Annotated in this window: 18 protein-coding genes and 2 tRNA genes; 10 read left to right on the top strand and 10 right to left on the bottom strand. The window is 66.8% G+C overall.

The genetic code is table 11. The features are described 5' to 3' along the window. Positions 1-101 precede the first annotated feature (101 nt). Positions 102-824: a CDP-alcohol phosphatidyltransferase family protein gene (locus tag DZG09_RS14775; RefSeq protein ID WP_205529198.1), complete on the top strand. Its 723-nt coding sequence runs from the start codon at positions 102-104 to the stop codon at positions 822-824. Positions 825-1,050: 226 nt separating this feature from the next. Here DZG09_RS14775 and DZG09_RS14780 read toward each other — a convergent pair. The 4 genes from DZG09_RS14780 to DZG09_RS14795 form a co-directional block, all read right to left on the bottom strand. Further along, positions 1,051-1,126 (bottom strand) — tRNA-His (locus DZG09_RS14780). Between the two features lie 36 nt (positions 1,127-1,162). Continuing rightward, complete coding sequence (orn, locus tag DZG09_RS14785; protein ID WP_119698491.1) at positions 1,163-1,789, bottom strand: oligoribonuclease; 627 nt, start codon at positions 1,787-1,789, stop codon at positions 1,163-1,165. Between the two features lie 46 nt (positions 1,790-1,835). Then, positions 1,836-1,907: transfer RNA gene (locus DZG09_RS14790), tRNA-Arg, on the bottom strand. A gap of 60 nt (positions 1,908-1,967) precedes the next feature. Next, complete coding sequence (locus tag DZG09_RS14795; RefSeq protein ID WP_119698492.1) at positions 1,968-2,222, bottom strand: hypothetical protein; 255 nt, start codon at positions 2,220-2,222, stop codon at positions 1,968-1,970. A gap of 102 nt (positions 2,223-2,324) precedes the next feature. Between DZG09_RS14795 and msrA the strand changes: the two genes are divergently transcribed. The 4 genes from msrA to ettA all read left to right on the top strand — a co-directional run bounded on the left by msrA (position 2,325) and on the right by ettA (position 5,763). After that, entirely contained in the window at positions 2,325-2,867 is a 543-nt protein-coding gene (msrA, locus tag DZG09_RS14800; RefSeq protein WP_119698493.1) for a peptide-methionine (S)-S-oxide reductase MsrA, read from the top strand. 138 nt (positions 2,868-3,005) lie between these two features. Next, positions 3,006-3,503, top strand: coding sequence for a single-stranded DNA-binding protein (locus DZG09_RS14805; RefSeq protein WP_119698494.1), 498 nt, complete (start codon positions 3,006-3,008; stop codon positions 3,501-3,503). A 43-nt stretch (positions 3,504-3,546) separates the two neighbouring features. Continuing rightward, positions 3,547-4,026: a DUF6993 domain-containing protein gene (locus DZG09_RS16930; protein ID WP_240424075.1), complete on the top strand. Its 480-nt coding sequence runs from the start codon at positions 3,547-3,549 to the stop codon at positions 4,024-4,026. Between the two features lie 54 nt (positions 4,027-4,080). Then, complete coding sequence (gene ettA, locus DZG09_RS14815; protein ID WP_119698495.1) at positions 4,081-5,763, top strand: energy-dependent translational throttle protein EttA; 1,683 nt, start codon at positions 4,081-4,083, stop codon at positions 5,761-5,763. A gap of 328 nt (positions 5,764-6,091) precedes the next feature. On the opposite strand, the gene DZG09_RS14820 is transcribed toward ettA, so the two are convergent. The 3 genes from DZG09_RS14820 to DZG09_RS14830 form a co-directional block, all read right to left on the bottom strand. After that, the gene (locus DZG09_RS14820) at positions 6,092-7,117 is read right to left on the bottom strand and encodes a glycine betaine ABC transporter substrate-binding protein (protein ID WP_119698578.1); all 1,026 of its coding nucleotides are present in this window, start codon (positions 7,115-7,117) and stop codon (positions 6,092-6,094) included. A 62-nt stretch (positions 7,118-7,179) separates the two neighbouring features. Further along, positions 7,180-8,166, bottom strand: a complete 987-nt coding sequence (locus DZG09_RS14825; RefSeq protein ID WP_119698496.1) for an ABC transporter permease — start codon at positions 8,164-8,166, stop codon at positions 7,180-7,182. Positions 8,167-8,168: 2 nt separating this feature from the next. After that, positions 8,169-9,446, bottom strand: coding sequence for a quaternary amine ABC transporter ATP-binding protein (locus DZG09_RS14830; RefSeq protein WP_240424079.1), 1,278 nt, complete (start codon positions 9,444-9,446; stop codon positions 8,169-8,171). 346 nt (positions 9,447-9,792) lie between these two features. Between DZG09_RS14830 and DZG09_RS14835 the strand changes: the two genes are divergently transcribed. Genes DZG09_RS14835 through sufU form a run of 3 tightly spaced genes read left to right on the top strand, consistent with a single transcriptional unit; the run spans position 9,793 to position 11,985 of the window. Beyond that, on the top strand, positions 9,793-10,254 hold the full coding sequence (locus DZG09_RS14835) for an acyl-CoA thioesterase (protein ID WP_119698498.1): 462 nt from the start codon (positions 9,793-9,795) through the stop codon (positions 10,252-10,254). A 37-nt stretch (positions 10,255-10,291) separates the two neighbouring features. Then, positions 10,292-11,548: an aminotransferase class V-fold PLP-dependent enzyme gene (locus tag DZG09_RS14840; protein ID WP_119698499.1), complete on the top strand. Its 1,257-nt coding sequence runs from the start codon at positions 10,292-10,294 to the stop codon at positions 11,546-11,548. Beyond that, complete coding sequence (gene sufU / locus DZG09_RS14845; RefSeq protein WP_119698500.1) at positions 11,545-11,985, top strand: Fe-S cluster assembly sulfur transfer protein SufU; 441 nt, start codon at positions 11,545-11,547, stop codon at positions 11,983-11,985. Before DZG09_RS14840 ends, sufU begins: the two co-directional genes overlap by 4 nt. A 7-nt stretch (positions 11,986-11,992) precedes the next feature. On the opposite strand, the gene DZG09_RS14850 is transcribed toward sufU, so the two are convergent. Continuing rightward, positions 11,993-12,880: an acyl-CoA thioesterase gene (locus tag DZG09_RS14850; RefSeq protein ID WP_240424080.1), complete on the bottom strand. Its 888-nt coding sequence runs from the start codon at positions 12,878-12,880 to the stop codon at positions 11,993-11,995. A 113-nt stretch (positions 12,881-12,993) separates the two neighbouring features. On the opposite strand from DZG09_RS14850, the gene DZG09_RS14855 reads away from it, so the two are divergent. Beyond that, positions 12,994-13,650, top strand: coding sequence for a DUF8185 domain-containing protein (locus DZG09_RS14855; protein ID WP_119698502.1), 657 nt, complete (start codon positions 12,994-12,996; stop codon positions 13,648-13,650). Between the two features lie 90 nt (positions 13,651-13,740). Here DZG09_RS14855 and DZG09_RS14860 read toward each other — a convergent pair whose 3' ends face one another. Together DZG09_RS14860 and pepN are read right to left on the bottom strand one after the other, a co-directional pair. After that, positions 13,741-14,145: a globin gene (locus DZG09_RS14860; protein WP_119698503.1), complete on the bottom strand. Its 405-nt coding sequence runs from the start codon at positions 14,143-14,145 to the stop codon at positions 13,741-13,743. Further along, a complete protein-coding gene (gene pepN / locus DZG09_RS14865) occupies positions 14,142-16,691 on the bottom strand; it encodes an aminopeptidase N (RefSeq protein ID WP_119698504.1) in 2,550 nt (849 codons plus the stop codon). Before pepN ends, DZG09_RS14860 begins: the two co-directional genes overlap by 4 nt. Before the next feature lie 169 nt (positions 16,692-16,860). Here pepN and DZG09_RS14870 point away from each other — a divergent pair, with 169 nt between their 5' ends. After that, the gene (locus DZG09_RS14870; RefSeq protein ID WP_119698505.1) at positions 16,861-18,045 is read left to right on the top strand and encodes a ferrochelatase; all 1,185 of its coding nucleotides are present in this window, start codon (positions 16,861-16,863) and stop codon (positions 18,043-18,045) included. The last annotated feature ends 10 nt before the right edge of the window (positions 18,046-18,055 follow it).

The following is an 18,055-nucleotide window of genomic DNA, read 5'->3' on the forward strand; positions in this document are numbered from 1 at the left end:
TCCTCCTGTCGGCCCGTTTCTCATGCTAAGCCTGATGCCACGATCCTCACAGGATGTCGTCCACCGGAGAGCAACAGGGCGTTCGAAGCCCGAGGCAGTCGATGAAGATGATTCACTGGGCACCGCCTATCGCCACAGCCATCGGCGTGCTCGGCATCGTGCTGGGCGTGTTCAGCGGACTTCCGGTCATCGCCGCTGTGCTGGGCGTCGGCTATCTCGCCGTCTCGAACGCGCTGCTCGCTCTGGCGCTCGGCCGCAGCGGTGCCGAACGGTTCGGACAGGCGAATGCCGTCACCACCGTGCGCTCCGTGCTCGTGGGGTTCGTCACGGTCGTCGTCGCGGCGTCGTTTCTGCAGTCGGTTCCCGCCGGGCTGCTGCTCGCGTTGGCGATCCCCGCCCTCGCCCTCGATGCCGTGGACGGCTGGGTCGCCAGGCGCACCGGGTCCGCGACACCGCTCGGCGCGCGCTTCGACATGGAAGTGGACGCATTTCTGCTGCTGATGCTCAGCGTATTCGTCGCGCAGACGCTGGGCACGTGGGTCCTCGCGATCGGGATCATGCGGTACGCCTTCGTCGTGGCGGGCTGGGCGCTGCCGTGGCTGCGGGCTCCGCTGCCGCCGCGTCACTGGCGCAAGGTCGTCACGGCAGTGCAGGGCGTCGCGTTGATCGTCGCTGCGTCGGGGCTCGTCCCCACGGCGATGTCGATTGCGGCGGTCGCCGTGGCCCTGCTGCTGCTGTGCGAGTCGTTCGGCCGGGACGTGGTGTGGCTGGTGTGCCAGCGCGGTAAGAGTGCGTGTCCTAAGGCGAGCAATCCCGGAGGATGAGCAAGCTGACAGCCATCCGTCCCTGTCGAGGCAGGTCTGCCGAGGCAGGGCGGTGTTCCGGCGCCGCGTGCTCAGATCCGACGCGACGCCACGCAAGCGCGCAGGCAGAGACGACAGCCGCTGCTTCGGTCTCCCACGCAGCGCGTGCATGTCGGCGCACGCTCCGAACAGATTCGAGGTGCGAACTTCGACTGGTTTCACAGTCGAAGTTCGCACCTCGTAAGAATGGGGTGGCTGACGGGGCTTGAACCCGCGGCCCCCGCGACCACAACGCGGTGCTCTACCAGCTGAGCTACAGCCACCATGGTCGCCCCTGGCGGGGCAACTTGTCTATTTTGTCATAGATTTTCGGCGAAGGATGACACCACCGACGATGCCGTGTCGCGTGCCTGATCACTGGTCGGGCCCGGCCGATCGATGAAAACGGCCCTGCGATAGTACTCGAGTTCTCGGATGGATTCGAGGATGTCGGCGAGTGCGCGGTGACCGCCGTCCTTTGCCGGGGCCTGGAAGTAGGCGCGCGGGAACCACCGGCGCGAGAGCTCCTTGACACTGGAGACGTCGACGTTGCGGTAGTGCAGGTACTCGTCGACCTGCGGCATGTACTTGGCCAGGAACATCCGGTCGGTGCCGATGGTGTTGCCGGCGAGCGGTGCCTTGCCCTGCTGCGGCGCGAAGCGCTTGATGTACTCGAGCGACTGCCGTTCCGCCTCCGCGAGTGCGACGCCGTTCGGGATCTCCTCGATCAGGCCGCTGGAGCGGTGCATCTTCGTGACGAAGTCGTTCATGTTCGCCATGGCGGCGTCGCTCGGCTTGATGACGATCTGGAAGCCGGGGTCGAGCGCCTTGAGCTCGAAGTCCGTGACGACGATCGCGATCTCACACAGCTCATCGACTTCGAGGTCGAGACCGGTCATCTCGCAGTCGATCCAGACGAGCCGGTCGTTTTCGGATGCGTTTGCCATGGAGCCCACCTTATCCCCGGGCACTGACATGCCACGGGCAAGGTCGTCCCCCAGGCACGATTCGAACGTGCGACCGGCGACTTAGAAGATCGATGCTCTTCCGCTGAGCTACTGGGGGTCGCCCACCAGGTTACCGGCACGCGCCGGTGGATTTCGAGTCGGACCGACGGCAGACGGTTCAGCGCAGGGCCGCGACCGCGTCGTCCGGCGACCAGAAGGCGCCGACATCGATGAAGCGGCCTGTCGCCCGGTGGTAGCGCTCGGCACGGCAGCGCACGCCGCTCGGAGTGTCGACGACGCGCAGGTGCCCCAGAACGCGATCGTGTCGGTCGACGACCCGCCAGAGGTCGGCCGCGGCGCGCACGAGGTGCTCATGCGGCGATGACAACCGTGGCGCGGCGTGCGGAACGACAGGAGCTGCGATGGTGTTCATGATGGTCTCCCTTCTGCTGCCTACGCTAAGGAGGGCGTACGACATTGCTGCAGAACCGGTGAATTCTGCGCCGTTGCCGGTGCGGGAGCGTAGCCTGAGAGCATGCAGACCTATGTGCTTGCCGGCGGATGCTTCTGGTGCCTCGATGCGGCATACCGCGCTCTGACGGGGATCGAGGAGGTCGTTTCCGGATACACGGGCGGCACAGTGCCTGCCCCGAGCTACGAGCTCGTATGCACGGGCGCAACAGGGCATGCGGAGGCCGTGAAGGTCACGTTCGACCCGGAGCAGATCCCCGCCGACGTTATCCTCGACGCGTTCTTCACGATGCACGACCCGCGTCAGCTCAACCGCCAGGGAGCCGATCGGGGCACGCAGTACCGCTCGGCGATGTTCTACGCGGACGCCGAGCAGAAGGCTACGTTCGACGCGGCGCGGCGGCGGGCGAGCGAGCTCTGGGACGCGCCGGTCGGCACGACGGAGGGTTCGGTCGTGACCACGCTGGAGCCGCTCGGCGAGTACTACGACGCCGAGGACTACCATCAGGACTTCTTCGCGAAGAACCCGACGCAGGGATACTGCCTCGCCGTAGCGGTGCCCAAGGTCAACAAAGTGCGCGCGTCGTTCTCGCAGTACCTCGCCTGAAGCCTGTCGTCCTTTCCCTCACAGCCGCGGGGAACGCAAGAATCCGTCCACAATCGACCATTCGCTCTCGCGTACAGCGCTGAGACCTGTCCACGCTGAGAACGGGGCCAGTCGGCTCCGAGAGCGAAGGGACAGATCATGAGCGATTCGATCACCGTCATCGGGACGGTCGGCTCCGACCCCGAAGCGCGGGTGACGCCGACGGGAAAGCACGTCACGGGCTTCCGACTGGCGTGCACGCCGAGGGTGCGAGATGCGCGTACGGGCGAGTGGCGCGATGGCGAGACCAACTGGTACTCGATCAGTGCCTGGGAGCACTTGGGCAGGAACGTGCTCGAGTCGATCCGCAAGGGGGAGCGGGCCATCGTGACCGGGCGGCTGCGGCTGCGCACATGGGAGAAGGACGAGCGTCGAGGCATGGACGCCGAGATCGTGGCAGGAGGTGTGGGACACGACCTCAAGTGGGGCACCTCGAGCTACACCAAGGCCTCGCGTCAGGCGGCGGGCGACGCGTCGGATGACCATCGAGGCGGTGAACCGGAGGTGGAGGCTGCGCAGGCGACGCCAGAGGCGGCATCATCGGGGTTCCAGGATCACTGGGAGGCCGAGCCCGTCGCCGTCGATACGCCGTACTGACCGGCGGCGCGGGTGCACAGCGGCCAGCCTCTAGAATCGAACGGTGACACGACGCGAGCTGACCATGGCGGTTCTGGGAACGACTGTGCTGGCGGCGGCGCTTCTCGCAGGCTGCGCGCCGGAGCCGCCCGATCAGACACAGAGCGAGGCCCCGTCGGACACTGCTGAGCCGACCGAGGCGCCGACGCCGACCGAGTTCGATCCTGACGGCACCGCCGAGGACAACCTCCCTCTGTTCTCCGAGATCGTGAATGACGTGTGGGCATCCGATGACAACATCCACGGACGCGTGTACATCGACGCGCTCGTGGACAAGGGGTTCGACAGGACGCAGATGCAGGTCACCAGCGACATCACGACGATCGAGTGGCCGGCGGAGTCGATCATGTTCTCCGTCAGGGTGGGCGAGGAATGCCTCGTCGGCCAGATCGGGCCGGAGACGGGAGATCCGGTGGCGATCGTGCAGCCGGCGCTGGGCGAGGGCGTGTGCCTCCTGGGCAACACCCGCGAGATCGACTGGTAGCGAAGTTCGTCAGCGTCCCCCACGGAGGGGGCGCTCCTCTAGACTGGAGCCCCTATGGCTGAATTCATTTACCAAATGATCAAGGCCCGCAAAAAAGTGGGCGACAAGCTGATCCTCGACGACGTCACGATGTCGTTCTATCCGGGGGCGAAGATCGGTATGGTCGGCCCGAATGGTGCGGGAAAGTCGACGATCCTGAAGATCATGGCGGGTCTCGACCAGCCGTCCAACGGCGACGCGACGCTCACACCCGGCTACTCGGTCGGCATCCTGATGCAGGAGCCGGAGCTCGACGAGTCGAAGTCGGTGCTGGAGAACGTGCAGGAGGGCGTCGGCACGATCAAGGCCAAGGTCGACCGGTTCAACGAGATCTCGGCGCTCATGGCCGAGCCCGACGCCGACTTCGACGCTCTTCTCGAGGAGATGGGCAAGCTCCAGGAGGAGATCGACTCCGCTGACGCGTGGGATCTCGATGCTCAGCTCGAGCAGGCCATGGACGCGCTGCGCACTCCGCCGGGCGACGCCCGCATCGAGAACCTCTCCGGTGGTGAGAAACGTCGCGTCGCACTCTGCAAACTCCTGCTGGAGAAGCCTGATCTGCTGCTGCTCGACGAGCCGACGAACCACCTCGACGCCGAGAGCGTGCTATGGCTCGAGCAGCACCTGCAGCAGTACCACGGCGCCGTCATCGCGATCACGCACGACAGGTACTTCCTCGACAACATCGCCCAGTGGATCGCGGAGGTCGACCGCGGTCGGCTCTACCCGTACGAGGGCAACTACTCGACGTACCTCGAGAAGAAGGCTGAGCGCCTCGACGTGCAGGGCAAGAAGGACGCCAAGCTCCAGAGGCGCCTCAAGGACGAGCTCGAGTGGGTGCGTTCGAGCGCGAAGGGCCGTCAGGCCAAGTCGAAGGCACGCCTCGCGCGCTACGAGGAGATGGCGGCTGAAGCGGAGCGCACCAAGAAGCTCGACTTCGAGGAGATCCAGATCCCGGCGGGTCCGCGACTCGGTTCCCTCGTGATCGAGGCGAAGAACGTGCAGAAGGGGTTCGATGACCGCACGCTGATCGACTCGCTGAGCTTCTCGCTCCCGCCGAACGGCATCGTCGGTGTGATCGGCCCCAACGGCGTCGGCAAGACCACGCTGTTCAAGACCATCGTGGGCCTGGAACCGCTGGACGGCGGCGACCTCAAGGTCGGTGAGTCGGTCAAGATCAGCTATGTCGACCAGTCCCGTGCCAGCATCGACCCGAACAAGACCCTGTGGGAGGTCGTCTCGGACGGCCTGGACGTCATCACGGTCGGCAAGACGGAGATCCCGTCGCGCGCGTACGTGTCGAAGTTCGGTTTCAAGGGTCCGGATCAGCAGAAGAAGGCGGGTGTGCTCTCCGGTGGTGAGCGCAACCGTCTGAACCTGGCGCTGACGCTCAAGGAGGGCGGCAATGTGCTGCTCCTCGACGAGCCGACCAACGACCTCGATGTCGAGACGCTGCAGTCGCTGGAGAACGCGCTGCTCGAGTTCCCCGGCTGCGCTGTGGTCGTCACGCACGACAGGTGGTTCCTCGACCGCGTCGCAACGCACATCCTCGCCTACGAGGGTACGGACGAGAACCCTGCGAACTGGTACTGGTTCGAGGGCAACTTCGAGGCGTACGAGGCGAACAAGCTCGAGCGGCTCGGCCCTGATGCGGCACGCCCGCACCGCACGACCCACCGCAAGCTCACACGCGATTGAGGTGAGAGCCAAGCGAGCTCGCTCGGTTGGCCGAGCCGATTGAGCGTGTTGCGAGAGCGTAGCGACAAGCACACGCGATTGAGGTGAGAGCCAAGCGAGCTCGCTCGGTTGGCCGAGCCGATTGAGCGTGTTGCGAGAGCGTAGCGACAAGCACACGCGATTGAGGTGAGAGCCAAGCGAGCTCGCTCGGTTGGCGAGCTGAATGCCCCGGATGACCATCATCCGGGGCATTCAGCTTTGTGGTGGATGGCGCAGTCCCTGACAAAAGGAGAACGCCCCGCGACTGCTCGGAAGCAGCCGCGGGGCGTCGAATGATCGTCCGCTCAGATCACTCCGTGATCAGAGTGTCGAATGCGTCGGGGTTGGCCTCGATCCACTCGTCGATGGCGGCGGGCTCATCGCCCTCTTCGTACTGGTTGACGACGGTGTCCTCGAGCGAGCCGTAGGAGTTGTCGTCGAGCTGGATGCCGCCGATCAGCTCGGCAGCTTCCGGGTAGTCGTCGCTGAAGCCTTCGCGAGCGAGGAAGTGCAGTGCCTCGGGCTCGCCCATGGCGCCCTCCGGGTCCTCAAGGTCCTTGAGGTCGTAGGTGCCGTAGGGCCAGAACGGACGCCACAGCGTCACGACGACGGGCTCCCCTGCCTCGATCGCGGCGTCGAGTTCGGTCACCATACCAGCGGTCGACGAGGTGAGCAACTCGTAGTCATCCTCGAGACCGTAGGTGGGGATCATCGAGTCCTGTGTGGCCGCAGTGAGGCCGGCGCCCGGCTCGATGCCGACGATCTTGCCGTCGAAGCAGCTTGCCTTGTCCTTCAGCTCGGCCATCGAATCGACGTTCACGTACGACGGCACAGTGATGGTCAGCAGCGCGTTGTCGTAGTACGAGCCGAGATCATCGAGGCCGTCGCCGAACTCGTCCATGTAGTCGGCGTGCGTCTTCTCACTCCACGCCGAAGGGTAGATGTCGATGCTGCCATCGGCGAGGCCCGCGTACAGCGGCCCTGCCTCCGTCAGCTCCTCCATCTCGACGGTGAAGCCGAGACGCTCGAGCTGGTCCTCGAGCAGATACGCGGTCGAGCGTCCGTCGGTCCACGACGGAATGAAACCGAGGGTGATCGTCTCACCGTCGCCTTCCGCGGCCGGAACCTGCTTCGTGCTCGTGGTCTTCGACGTGTACGCGGCGGGAGCTGCGACCGTGTCTGCCGAGTCGATGGCACCGGAAGCGGACGAGTCCTCGATCACGCAGTCGTCTGCGGCCTCGTTTTCGTCATCGCCGCCCGCGCAGGACGCTAGAGTCGTGGCGATCGCGAGTGCGCCGATGCCGGCGCCGATCTTGGTGAGGTTGCGTCGTTTCATCATGTGATTGGTCCTCTCGTTTCTCCGCCTTGCGGCGGGATTGGTGGGGAGGTTCTTGGGGGTCAGGCGCCGCCGAGTCCGCCTGCGCCGGCGATCGGCGCGCGGCGCGGCGATGCCTTGGAACGCTCGGCTTCGAGCTGAGCACGCTCAGCGTCGGCCTTGGCGTTGCGGATGTTTGCACGGCGCCTGGTGAACAGTCCGATCAGCGATGACGGGTAGTCGGTCGGTGTGCCGATCGCGGCCGTGAGGCGGTCGAGGAAGACCGCGAGGATCACGACGCTGAGGCCCGCCTCGACGCCCTTGGCGACGTCGATCTGCGCGATCGCAGCGGTGACCTCCTTGCCGAGTCCGTCTGCGCCGACCATGCCCGCGACGACGGCCATCGACAGGGCGAGCATGATGACCTGGTTGACGCCGGCCATGATGGTCGGCATCGCCAGCGGCAGCTGCACCCCGAACAGGATGTTCCGGTTCGGGGCGCCGAACGCGGTGGCCGCCTCGACGGTCTCCGAATCGACGCCCCTGATGCCGAGTTCTGTCATCCGGACGCCGGGTGCGATGGCGAAGATCACCGTTGCGAACACACCGGGTGCGACGCCAAGGCTGAAGAACACGATCGCCGGGATCAGGTAGACGAACACCGGCATCGTCTGCATCAGGTCGAGGATCGGTTTGACGATGGCGCTCACGACGTTGCTCCGTGCGGCGAGGATGCCGACGGGAATCGCGATGATCACCGCGAACAGTGCCGAGATCGCCACGAGCGAGAGCGTCTGAAGCGAGGTCTCCCACTGGTCCATGCCGACGATCAGCAGGAACATCAGCACGACGCCGACAGCGAGCTTCCACGAGCGGAGCAGCCAGCTCAGCAGGGCGAACACGAGGATGATCACCCATGCAGGGGGGCTCATCAGCGCTTCGGCGAGACCATCGACCAGCGTCGTGGTCACGAGAACGAACAGATCGAGCAGAACCTGCAGGTTCTCCTTGATCCAGTCCAATGCCATGTCGGCCCAGCTGCCGACATTGATGCGGGGGAACCACTCCATCGTCAGGCTCCCTTCTCGTCAGTCGATGCCAGAATCTGGTCGATCTCCGTCGTCGGTACGGGCTGCTGCGGCAGGGTGATCTCCTCAGTTGATCCCGGGCCGGGGCCGAGCGCCGCCAGCAGTGTGACGCGCGGGATGACGCCGACGAGTCTTCCCGACTCGTTCACGACGGCCACCGCGAGCTTCGACTCGACGGACGGCACGAAGAGATCCATCAGCACGGCGTCCTCGCGGACGCTCACGGCGTCGTTCTTGACCACGGTCTCCAACGACTTCTCACCCTTGCGGATGAGTTTGACGGCGTCGCGGTCGTCGACCGTTCCGAGCAGCTTGCGGTCGCGGTCGACGACGTAGGCGGCGCCCGAGTTCGTGTCGCGCATCGTGCGCAGCGCTGTACGCGGACCGGAGGAGACAGAGACGACGGCGCGGGGCTTCTCCATCACGTTCCCTGCGGTGAGCACGCGGGCGCGGTCGACGTCCTGCACGAACTGCTCGACGTAGTCGTTGGCCGGGTCGGTGAGGATGTCCTCGGGGGTGCCGATCTGCACGATCTCCCCGTCGCGCATCACAGCGATCCGGTCGCCGAGGAGCATCGCCTCGTTGAGGTCGTGCGTGATGAAGATGATCGTCTTGCCCAGCGTCTCCTGCAGCTCGATCAGCTGATCCTGCATCTCGCGCCGGATGAGCGGGTCGAGGGCGCTGAACGCCTCGTCCATCAGCAGGATCTCGGTGTCAGCGGCCAGAGCGCGGGCGATGCCGACGCGCTGCTTCATACCGCCGGAGAGCTGGTGAGGGAACTTGTCGCCCCAGCCGTCCAAGCCGACCAGCGACAGGATCTCGTCGGCTTTCGCCTCGCGGGTCGCCTTGTCGATGCCCTGCAGCTTCAGCGGATAGGAGACGTTGAACGCGACCGTGCGGTGCGGGAACAGCGCGAAGTGCTGGAACACCATCGACACCCGCTCGCGCCGGATCTTGCGGAGCTCGCCCTTGCTGGCCGAGGCCAGCTCGTCGTCGCCGATGAAGATTGTGCCGGCCGTCGTCTCGAACAGTCCGTTCAGCATGCGGATGAGGGTCGACTTGCCGGAGCCGGACAGCCCCATGACGACGAAGATCTCGCCGCGCTTGACCTCGAAGGAGGCATCGATGACCGCGGCAGTGGTGCCGCCGCCGAGTTCATCGCGCTTCTCACCCGCACGGAGACGTTCAACGGCCTCGCCTCCGCGCCGGCCGAAGACCTTGTACAGGCCTTCCGCGCGCAGAGCGATCTCTTCGTTGCTCAAAGTTCTCCTCGGTTGTCTTCGGAGAGGAGCGGCCTCGGGTGTGCCGCTCTCAACAGAAATGCCCGGGGGCTCCGGGCATCGCTTCCCCATTGTGTCTCTTTCTCACGGCGAAGCGCACCTTCACGTTTCGATCACGGCGTCAGCGCCGACCCCCTCATCTTCCCCGTGATCATGGGGAAGCCGCGGGGTTGGAGGACGTTCAGAGCGACCGCTCACCTGTTATCCGACCGTTATAGAATAGCCGGTTCTCTCACGGTCGTTTTGCGGCTAGCGTGGGGCGGCTATGGTGTAGCGCCGTCGGGATCGAGTAGTGCAGGCTGCCAAACGGCGGTGGCAGGATGTGAGCATGACGCGAGTGCACATCCCGATCCATCTTCGTTGGGGAGACCAGGACGCCTTCGGCCACGTCAACAACGCGGCGATCACGAAACTGATGGAAGAGGCACGCGTACGTGCCTTCTGGAAGCACGAGGATCCGGATCTGAGCTCGCCACTGGCGGTCTTCGACGGCGAGCTCAAAGTAGGCGACGACGGTCCGTTCTTCACTCTGATCGCGCAGCAGGACGTCACCTACCTGGCACCCGTGCCGTACGTGCAGGCGCCGATCGACTTCCAGGTCTGGCTGACCAAGCTCGGCGGATCGTCGATGCACGTCGCGTATGAGATCCGGGGCGACGTCGAGGGCGAGGACGTGCTGTTCGCGACCGCCTCGACCGTGATCGTGCTCGCCTCGCAGGAGACGATGCGGCCCGTGCGGATCCCCGAGGTCGCACGGAAGCAGTGGGCGCCGTTCGTCGAGACCGCCTGACAGCGCCGGCACATCAGGACTGCGAGACACTGGAAGTGTGACTACCCGCAGCCTCGGCCGACTCCGTCGCACCGACTTTCCCTACTACGCGGCGCATCCGGATGCCGTGTACCTCGATTCCGGAGCGACATCGCAGCGTCCCGAGACCGTCATCTCCGCTGAGACGGACTTCGTCGGGGCCGACTACGCGGCCGTGCATCGCGGTTCGTCCGTCGCCACGGGCGAGGCGACGTGGGCGTTCGAGACGGCGCGCGAGCGGGTCGCCGCGTTCATCGGCGCAGGCGAGCGGGAGCTGGTCTGGACCGCAGGCGCCACGGATGCGATCAACATGATCGCGCTCGGGATCTCCGATGCCTCGCTCGGCCTGGGAAGCGCGGATCTCGCACTCTCGGCGGGCGACGAGATCGTCGTCACCGAGGCGGAGCACCACGCCAACCTCATCCCGTGGCAGCGACTCGCCGCCCGCACGGGCGCCGTGCTGCGTCATGTCGCAGTCGATGCCGACGGACTGTGGTCGCTGGACGGGATGCGCCGCGAAGTCTCACCCCGCACCCGGCTGATCTCCTTCCCGCACGTGTCCAACGTCACGGGTCAGATCGCGCCCGTCGCAGACATCGTGGGGCTGGCGGCAGAGGTCGGTGCGCTCACGGTGCTGGATGCCTGTCAGTCGGTGCCGCACATGCCTGTTGACTTCTCGACGCTCGGCGTCGACTTCGCGGCGTTCTCCGCGCACAAGATGCTGGGCCCGACCGGCATCGGCGCGCTGTACGGTCGCGCCGAGCTGCTGGATGTGCTCCCGCCGGCACGCACGGGCGGATCGATGATCACCACCGTGACGATGGAGCATGCGGAGTTCCTGCCGGCGCCGAACCGTTTCGAGGCGGGAACTCAGCCCGTTTCCCAAGCCATCGGCTTCGGTGCGGCGGTCGACTACCTCGCCTCGCTGGGTATGAGCGACGTGCGTTCGCACGAGGAGGGAATCGCAGAAGCGCTGGTGGAGACGGTGACCCGTACCCCCGGCGTTCGTCTCATCGGGCCGGCACCCGGCGACGAGCGCGCAGCCATCGCCAGCGTGATCGTCGACGGCGTGCACGCCCACGACGTCGGCCAGTTCCTCGACGACAGGGGAGTGACCATCCGGACGGGGCATCACTGCGCGCAGCCGCTGCACCGCGCGCTCGGTGTACCGGCGACCGTGCGCGCCAGTGCGTCCGTCTACACCGACCTCGACGACGTCGCCCGCTTCGGCGAAGCGCTCGGCGAGGTGCGCGACTACTTCGGAGTGACAGCATGAGCGGACTCGACGACCTCTATCGCGAGCTCATCCTCGACCATTCACGCGACCCGCAGGGGAAGGGTGACCCACAGGCGGAGGCGCACTCTCACCATGAGCTGAACCCGTCGTGCGGTGACGAGATCACCATGGGCGCGACCGTCGACGAGGACGGCGCGATCGCATCGCTGCACTGGGAAGGGCAGGGGTGCAGCATCTCGATGGCGTCCGCGTCCGTGATGAGCGATCTGCTTGCAGGTGCAAGCCGTGACGAGGCCCTTGCGCGCATCGACGAGTTCCGCGAGATGCTGCGCTCCCGCGGCTCAGTCGAGCCATCGGAACGGCTGGAGGACGCCGCTGCGTTCCAGGGCGTCGCCAAGTACGTCATGCGCATCAAATGCGCAATGCTCGGCTGGGTTGCGCTCGAGGCGTGCCTGATGGAATCGGCTGCGACGTGAGCTGGTGTCAGTCCTGAGCAGGACGCTCCGGCACGCGCGCCATGATCTCCTGAGAGACGGTGGCGACGAGAGTCCCGTCTCTCGAGTACAGCCGTCCGATGCTGAGACCGCGGCCCCCGCCCGAGTTCGGCGACTCCTGCACGTAGAGCATCCATTCGTCGGCGGCGACCGAACGGTGCCACCAGATCGCGTGGTCGAGGCTCGCGACGTTCAGGCCGGGCGTCGCCCATGGCACGCCGTTCGCGCGCAGCACCGGCTCCTGGATCGTGAAGTCGCTGAGGTAGGCGAGAGCGGCTCGATGCAGGGTCTGATCGCCGCCGAGGCGTGAGCGCACGCGCGTCCACACCGTCTGGCGAGGCGTCGCCTCGTCTACCTGCAGCCAGATGTCTCCGGCGGTGTGCCGCACCTCGACGGGGTTGTCGAGCAGCAGCCTGCCCGACATCGGATGCGTCGCGTAGGTCTCGGCGGGGTCGGGCAGGTCCTCGGGCTCCGGCAGGCCCTCCGGCATCGGAACCTGGTGCGAGGGGCCCGGGTCGTCGTCCTGGAACGACGCGATGGCGGAGAAGATCGGTGTGCCGTTCTGGTAGGCCTGTACGGCGCGGCGGGCGAACGAGCGACCGTCGTGGATGCGCGAGACGGCGAACGTGACGGGCTCGGATGCATTGCCCGGGCGCAGGAAGTAGCCGTGGAAGGAGTGCGGCTGGCGGGGTTTCTCGAGCGTGCGCGAAGCGGCTATCACCGACTGACCCAGCACCTGGCCGCCGAAGATACGGCCCAACGGCATCGGCTGCGACCGGCCGACGAAGATGTCGCTCGATGTTCTGGCTCCTGGCTCCTCGAGATCGAGGTACTCGCGCAGCCGGGACACGGGGTCGGTCGAAGGCGTCTCGCTCACGGGAGCCAGTCTATGCGCCGGCAGGGTCTGTTGATTCAGACGGAACCTGCCCGCCGGGCGGCGGCGCATCCGAGCGGGCTCAACGCCCAATCGTTGCCGGATAGGCTGGCGGGATGGCCGCTCGACTGATCTTTCCCGACTCGGAGTCGGCGCGGGACGCGCTGACGTTCGCTGGGAGGGCGGAGCAAGCGGGGGCAGACGGGGTCAGGCTGCAGGCGGGCGGGGGAGTGCTCGCCATGACGAGCGCGGCACTCGCCCCGCAGGGCCTGCTCGACCGCACGCCGACTGTGCTGGCGATGCGGGCGCTGCGCGTCGATCCTGAGCTGGAGTGCGACTTCGTCGTCGCATCGCTCGGGGAGACGGAGGACTCCGCTCAGCTCGCGCTGCCGGACACGGCGCTCGCTCCGGCGTGGGCAGGGGTCGCTCCGCCGCGCGGCGGCTGGGAGCAGTACGGGGAGATCGCTGCCGCGACCCTCGCCGCCCGTGCCCAGTGGGGCATCTCGGCCGTGGCGCACCAGCTGCCGGACAGCCCGGGCGAGGAGATCGTCCGCACGGTGCGCGGCGCCGTGTGGGGCGAGGCGGACGACGACGTGCTGTCGCTCCCGCGCGGCGTCGCATTCGCGGCGTTCGCATTCGGGTTCATCGCAGGCGAGGAGACCGCACGCGTGACGACATCCGGGCGCTGGACCAGGGTTTCCCTCGCCCGCGGCCACGTGCTCTCCCGCGGCCCGGCGGCATCCGGTCTCACGCAGGTCAGAAGCACCGGCTGACGGCCGCGCTTCAGCTCGTGAAGTGCCCCAACATGGTCCGAGACGGCGCCCAGACCGGGGCATCTCGACGAGCCCGAGGCACTTCGGCAGTCAGCGCTCGGGGGTGGGGTCGAAGGTGTTGACCAGGGAGTGGGCAGCGCGGTTGAGGTAGTCCCAGAGGGTCTGCTCGTGCAGGGGCGGGAGGTCGAGGGCGTCGACTGCCGCGCGCATGTGGGCGAGCCAGCGGTCGCGGGCCTCGGGGTTCACATGGAACCCGCCGTGGCGCATGCGCAGCCGCGGGTGGCCGCGCTGCTCGCTGTAGGCCTTCGGGCCGCCCCAGTACTGCTCGAGGAACATCAGCAGGCGCTCCTCGGCCGGGCCCAGGTCCTCCTCCGGATACATCGGACGCAGCACCGGATCATCGGCCACGCCTCGATAGAACTCGTGCACCAGTCGGGCGAACGTCTCGCGCCCGCCCACCTGGTCGTAGAAGCTCTCCTGCTCCTCCACGGTCATTCCGCGTCGCGCGCCTGTGCGTTCAGCGCGCGTTCCACACCGGCGAGGCATTCGTGCACGAGCCGGCGCAGCGCCGCCGGTGCATCGGAGTGGGTGCTCAACCAGGTGCGCGTCGCATCGCGCAGCTCGATGCTCGCAAGAGGCGCGGGGTAGAGCAGCTCGATCAGGTACGACGCGATCTGATAGGTGCGGCTCTCCCATATCGGCAGCAGCATGTCGAAGTAGCGGGGCACGAACTCGTCGAGCGCGTCGCGCGTGGCCGGATGCACGAAGCCGGCGGCCGCGGATCGGACGATGGTGTTCGGGAGTTCGTCGCGCTCGACCAGCGATTCCCAGGCGGCGCGCTTCGCTTCAGCCGTGGGCAGTGCGGCGCGGGCTCTGGCGGCCAGCTCTGCGCCCGAAGCCGTGTTGTCGTCGGCCAGTGCAGCATCGATCTCGGCGTCACCGGCGAGACCGCCTGCCGCGAGGGAGATGAGCAGCTGCCACGACAGATCGGTGTCGATCTGGAGGCCGTCGATGTCGACGGCGCCGTCGCGGATGCCCTTCACCGTCGCCCAGTGGTCGCGGTGGGACGCGGCGCTGGCGAACGCGGTTGCGAGCTGCAGCTGCACGTCGCTGCCTGCCGCTGCCTGCCTGAGCAGCAGCCAGAGGCCGTCTGCGACCCGGCGGCGCGACGACTCGCGCGACTCGGGCGCCACGTAGGAGTTCGCCGCGAGCTGCAGCTGCGAGAGCGTGGTGCGAATCGTCGTCGACTCGGTCTCGGCGGCGATGTTACGCAGCACCAGATCGATGTACTCGCTGGCCGGAGTCTCGCCGTCGCGCACCTGATCCCATGCCGCACCCCAGACGAGCGAGCGGGCGAGGGGATCCGCGATGTCGGAGAGATGCTCGATGGCGGTGTCGAGGCTGACATCGTCGAGTCGGATCTTCGCGTAGGCGAGATCCTCGTCGTTGAGCAGCACGAGTGCGGGGCGTCGACGGCTCTTCAGCTCGTCGACGTTCGTCACATCGCCGTCCACGTCGATCTCGGCGTAGTGCGTGCGCACGAGCGATCCGCCGTTGAGGTCGTAGAACCCGATACCGAGCCGGTGCGGACGAATAGTGGGGTAGTCGGCCGGTGCCGTCTGCATCACGGCGAACCGCGTGATGGAGCCGTCGACGTCAGCCTCGACGATCGGCGACAGCGTGTTGACACCGGCCGTCTCGAGCCACTTCGCCGACCAGGCGGACAGATCGCGACCGCTGGTCGCTTCGAGTTCGACCAGCAGGTCGCGCAGAGTCGTGTTGCCGAACGCGTGCTTGCGGAAGTAGGCCCCGACACCGGCGAAGAAGGCGTCGATTCCGACGTAGGCGGCGAGCTGCTTGAGCACGGAGCCGCCCTTGGCATACGTGATGCCGTCGAAGTTGACCTGGACGTCCTCCAGATCACCGATCTCGGCCACGACGGGGTGCGTCGACGGCAGCTGGTCCTGCCGGTACGCCCACGTCTTCTCCATCGCGTTGAACGTCGTCCACGCGCCCTCCCACTCGGTGGCCTCGGCGGTGGCGATCGTCGACGCCCACTCGGCGAACGACTCGTTCAACCACAGGTCGTTCCACCACGTCATCGTGACGAGATCGCCGAACCACATGTGCGCCAGCTCGTGCAGGATCGTCACCACGCGCCGCTCGCGCACCGCGTCGGAGACCTTGCTGCGGAAGACGTAGGCCTCGGTGAACGTCACCGCGCCGGCATTCTCCATGGCGCCGGCATTGAACTCCGGCACGAACATCTGGTCGTACTTGGCGAACGGGTACTCGACGCCGAACTTCTCCTCGTAGTAGGCGAATCCCTGGCGCGTCTTGTCGAAGATGTACTCGGCGTCGACGTCGTCCCACAGGCTCCTGCGCGCGAACACGCCGAGCGGGATCACGCGGCCGGACGAGCTGGTCAGCTCCGAGCGGGTGACTTCGTACGGACCGGCGACCAGAGCGGTGATGTACGAGGAGATCCGCGGCGTCGGCTCGAAGCCCCACGTGGCCGTCTCGCGGTCGTCGTGAGGGATCGGCTCGGGGGCCGGCTGATTCGAGATGACCTGCCACGCGGACGGCGCGGTCACCGTGAACTGGAACGTGGCTTTGAGATCGGGCTGCTCGAACACGGCGAACACGCGCCGTGAGTCCGGCACCTCGAACTGCGAGTACAGGTAGACCTCGCCGTCGACCGGATCGACGAAGCGATGCAGCCCCTCACCGGTGTTGGTGTAGGCGCAGTCGGCGTCGACGACGAGCTCGTTCTCCGCGGCGAGACCGTCGAGGCGGATGCGCGAATCGGCATACACCTCGCTGGGCTCGAGCTGGCGGCCGTTGAGCGTGATCTCGTTCACGCTCGTCGCGATCAGGTCGATGAACGTCGAGGCGCCCTCGGTCGCGGCGAATCGCACGACGCTGCGCGATCCGAACAGTTCGGCTCCCCTGGTCAGGTTGAGCGTCACCTCGTACGACTGCGTGTCGACGACTGAGCGGCGCTCCTGCGCCTCCACTCTGGTGAGGTTCTCTCCAGGCACTGGGTCTCCCTCTGTGAAGAATCGGGGGATCCGAGGTGGGTAGCCCCGGCAACTGGTAAAGCCTAAGCGGTGCAGGTGAACTTCGGCTCCGGATGCGCCCAAACTCGATCCGGATGTCTGCTGAGCGAAGGCTGGTCGAGCCGGTCGCTGCGAGTGAGAGGATGACACGGTGACCACCGGCATCGTTCCCTTCGCCTCGCCCGCCGCATGCGGCGGCGATCCTTTCGTCGAGACTCCTGTTGCGTATGACGCGCTGCTCCTGGCCAGCTTCGGCGGGCCGGAGGGACAGGACGACGTCCTCCCGTTCCTGCGCAACGTGACGCGAGGGCGCGGCATCCCGGACGAGCGTCTGGAGGCGGTCGCCGGGCACTATCGTCACTTCGACGGGGTGAGTCCGATCAACCAGCAGAACCGCGAGCTGCTCGCTGCGCTGGAGGCGGAACTCGCGCGCCGCGGCATCGACCTGCCGGTGTACTGGGGCAACCGCAACTGGGAGCCCTACGTGGAGGACGCCGTCGCCCGTGCCGCTGCGGACGGCCATCGCACGCTGCTCGGACTGGCAACGAGCGCGTACAGCTCGTACTCCAGCGATCGCCAGTACCGCGAGGACTTCGCGCGAGCGCTGATCGAGACCGGCGTCGGCGAGGGCGACGACCCCGTCACGATCGACAAGGTGCGGCTGTTCTTCGACCACCCCGGCTTCGTCGAGCCCTTCTACGAGGGCGTGCGCGAGGCCGTCGAGGGATATCTCGCCGACGGCCTCGCGCCGGAACAGATCCGCGTGCTGTTCGCGACGCATTCCATTCCGACCGATGATGCGAACCTCTCCGGTCCCCGCGACCGCGAGTGGCCGGAAGGCGGTGCCTATGCTGCCCAGCACACCGCCGTCGCGGAGCACATCATGCAGCGGCTCGCGCAGGAGGTGTCGGCCGCGAGCCGGGTCGGATGGGATCTCGTCTACCAGTCCCGCTCAGGCCCTCCGACGCAGCCGTGGCTGGAGCCCGACGTGAACGACCGCATCGCTGAGCTGCCAGGCGAGGGGATCAGGGCCGTCGCCGTGACGCCGCTCGGTTTCGTCAGCGACCACATGGAGGTGATGTGGGATCTCGACAATGAGGCGAAGGAGTCGGCTGAGGACGTCGGTCTGGCCTTCGTGCGCACACGGACGCCCGGCAGCCATCCGGCGTTCGTGTCGGGTCTGGTCGATCTCATCGAGGAGCGGTTGCACGGCACACCGGTGAGCGAACGCCCTCATATGACGGATCTCGGTCCGTGGTACGACGTGTGCCGGCCCGGCTGCTGCGTGAACGCGCGCATCGGTGCGAAGCCGGCCGCGGCCGGCCTCGAGCAGTGAGCCGCACGAG

Source organism: Microbacterium halotolerans (assembly GCF_003569805.1).
GTDB classification, from domain to species: domain Bacteria; phylum Actinomycetota; class Actinomycetes; order Actinomycetales; family Microbacteriaceae; genus Microbacterium; species Microbacterium halotolerans.

What these genes read in the sequence shown, in the direction of transcription:
- DZG09_RS14775 (WP_205529198.1), top strand. Translation starts at nt 102, where the DNA reads ATGAAGATGATTCACTGGGCACCGCCTATCGCCACAGCCATCGGCGTG.
- DZG09_RS14860 (WP_119698503.1), bottom strand. Translation starts at nt 14,145, where the DNA reads ATGACCGTGGAGGAGCAGGAGAGCTTCTACGACCAGGTGGGCGGGCGC.
- DZG09_RS14820 (WP_119698578.1), bottom strand. Translation starts at nt 7,117, where the DNA reads ATGAAACGACGCAACCTCACCAAGATCGGCGCCGGCATCGGCGCACTC.
- ettA (WP_119698495.1), top strand. Translation starts at nt 4,081, where the DNA reads ATGGCTGAATTCATTTACCAAATGATCAAGGCCCGCAAAAAAGTGGGC.
- DZG09_RS14795 (WP_119698492.1), bottom strand. Translation starts at nt 2,222, where the DNA reads ATGAACACCATCGCAGCTCCTGTCGTTCCGCACGCCGCGCCACGGTTG.
- DZG09_RS14805 (WP_119698494.1), top strand. Translation starts at nt 3,006, where the DNA reads ATGAGCGATTCGATCACCGTCATCGGGACGGTCGGCTCCGACCCCGAA.
- msrA (WP_119698493.1), top strand. Translation starts at nt 2,325, where the DNA reads ATGCAGACCTATGTGCTTGCCGGCGGATGCTTCTGGTGCCTCGATGCG.
- DZG09_RS14855 (WP_119698502.1), top strand. Translation starts at nt 12,994, where the DNA reads ATGGCCGCTCGACTGATCTTTCCCGACTCGGAGTCGGCGCGGGACGCG.
- DZG09_RS14825 (WP_119698496.1), bottom strand. Translation starts at nt 8,166, where the DNA reads ATGGAGTGGTTCCCCCGCATCAATGTCGGCAGCTGGGCCGACATGGCA.
- orn (WP_119698491.1), bottom strand. Translation starts at nt 1,789, where the DNA reads ATGGCAAACGCATCCGAAAACGACCGGCTCGTCTGGATCGACTGCGAG.
- DZG09_RS14835 (WP_119698498.1), top strand. Translation starts at nt 9,793, where the DNA reads ATGACGCGAGTGCACATCCCGATCCATCTTCGTTGGGGAGACCAGGAC.
- sufU (WP_119698500.1), top strand. Translation starts at nt 11,545, where the DNA reads ATGAGCGGACTCGACGACCTCTATCGCGAGCTCATCCTCGACCATTCA.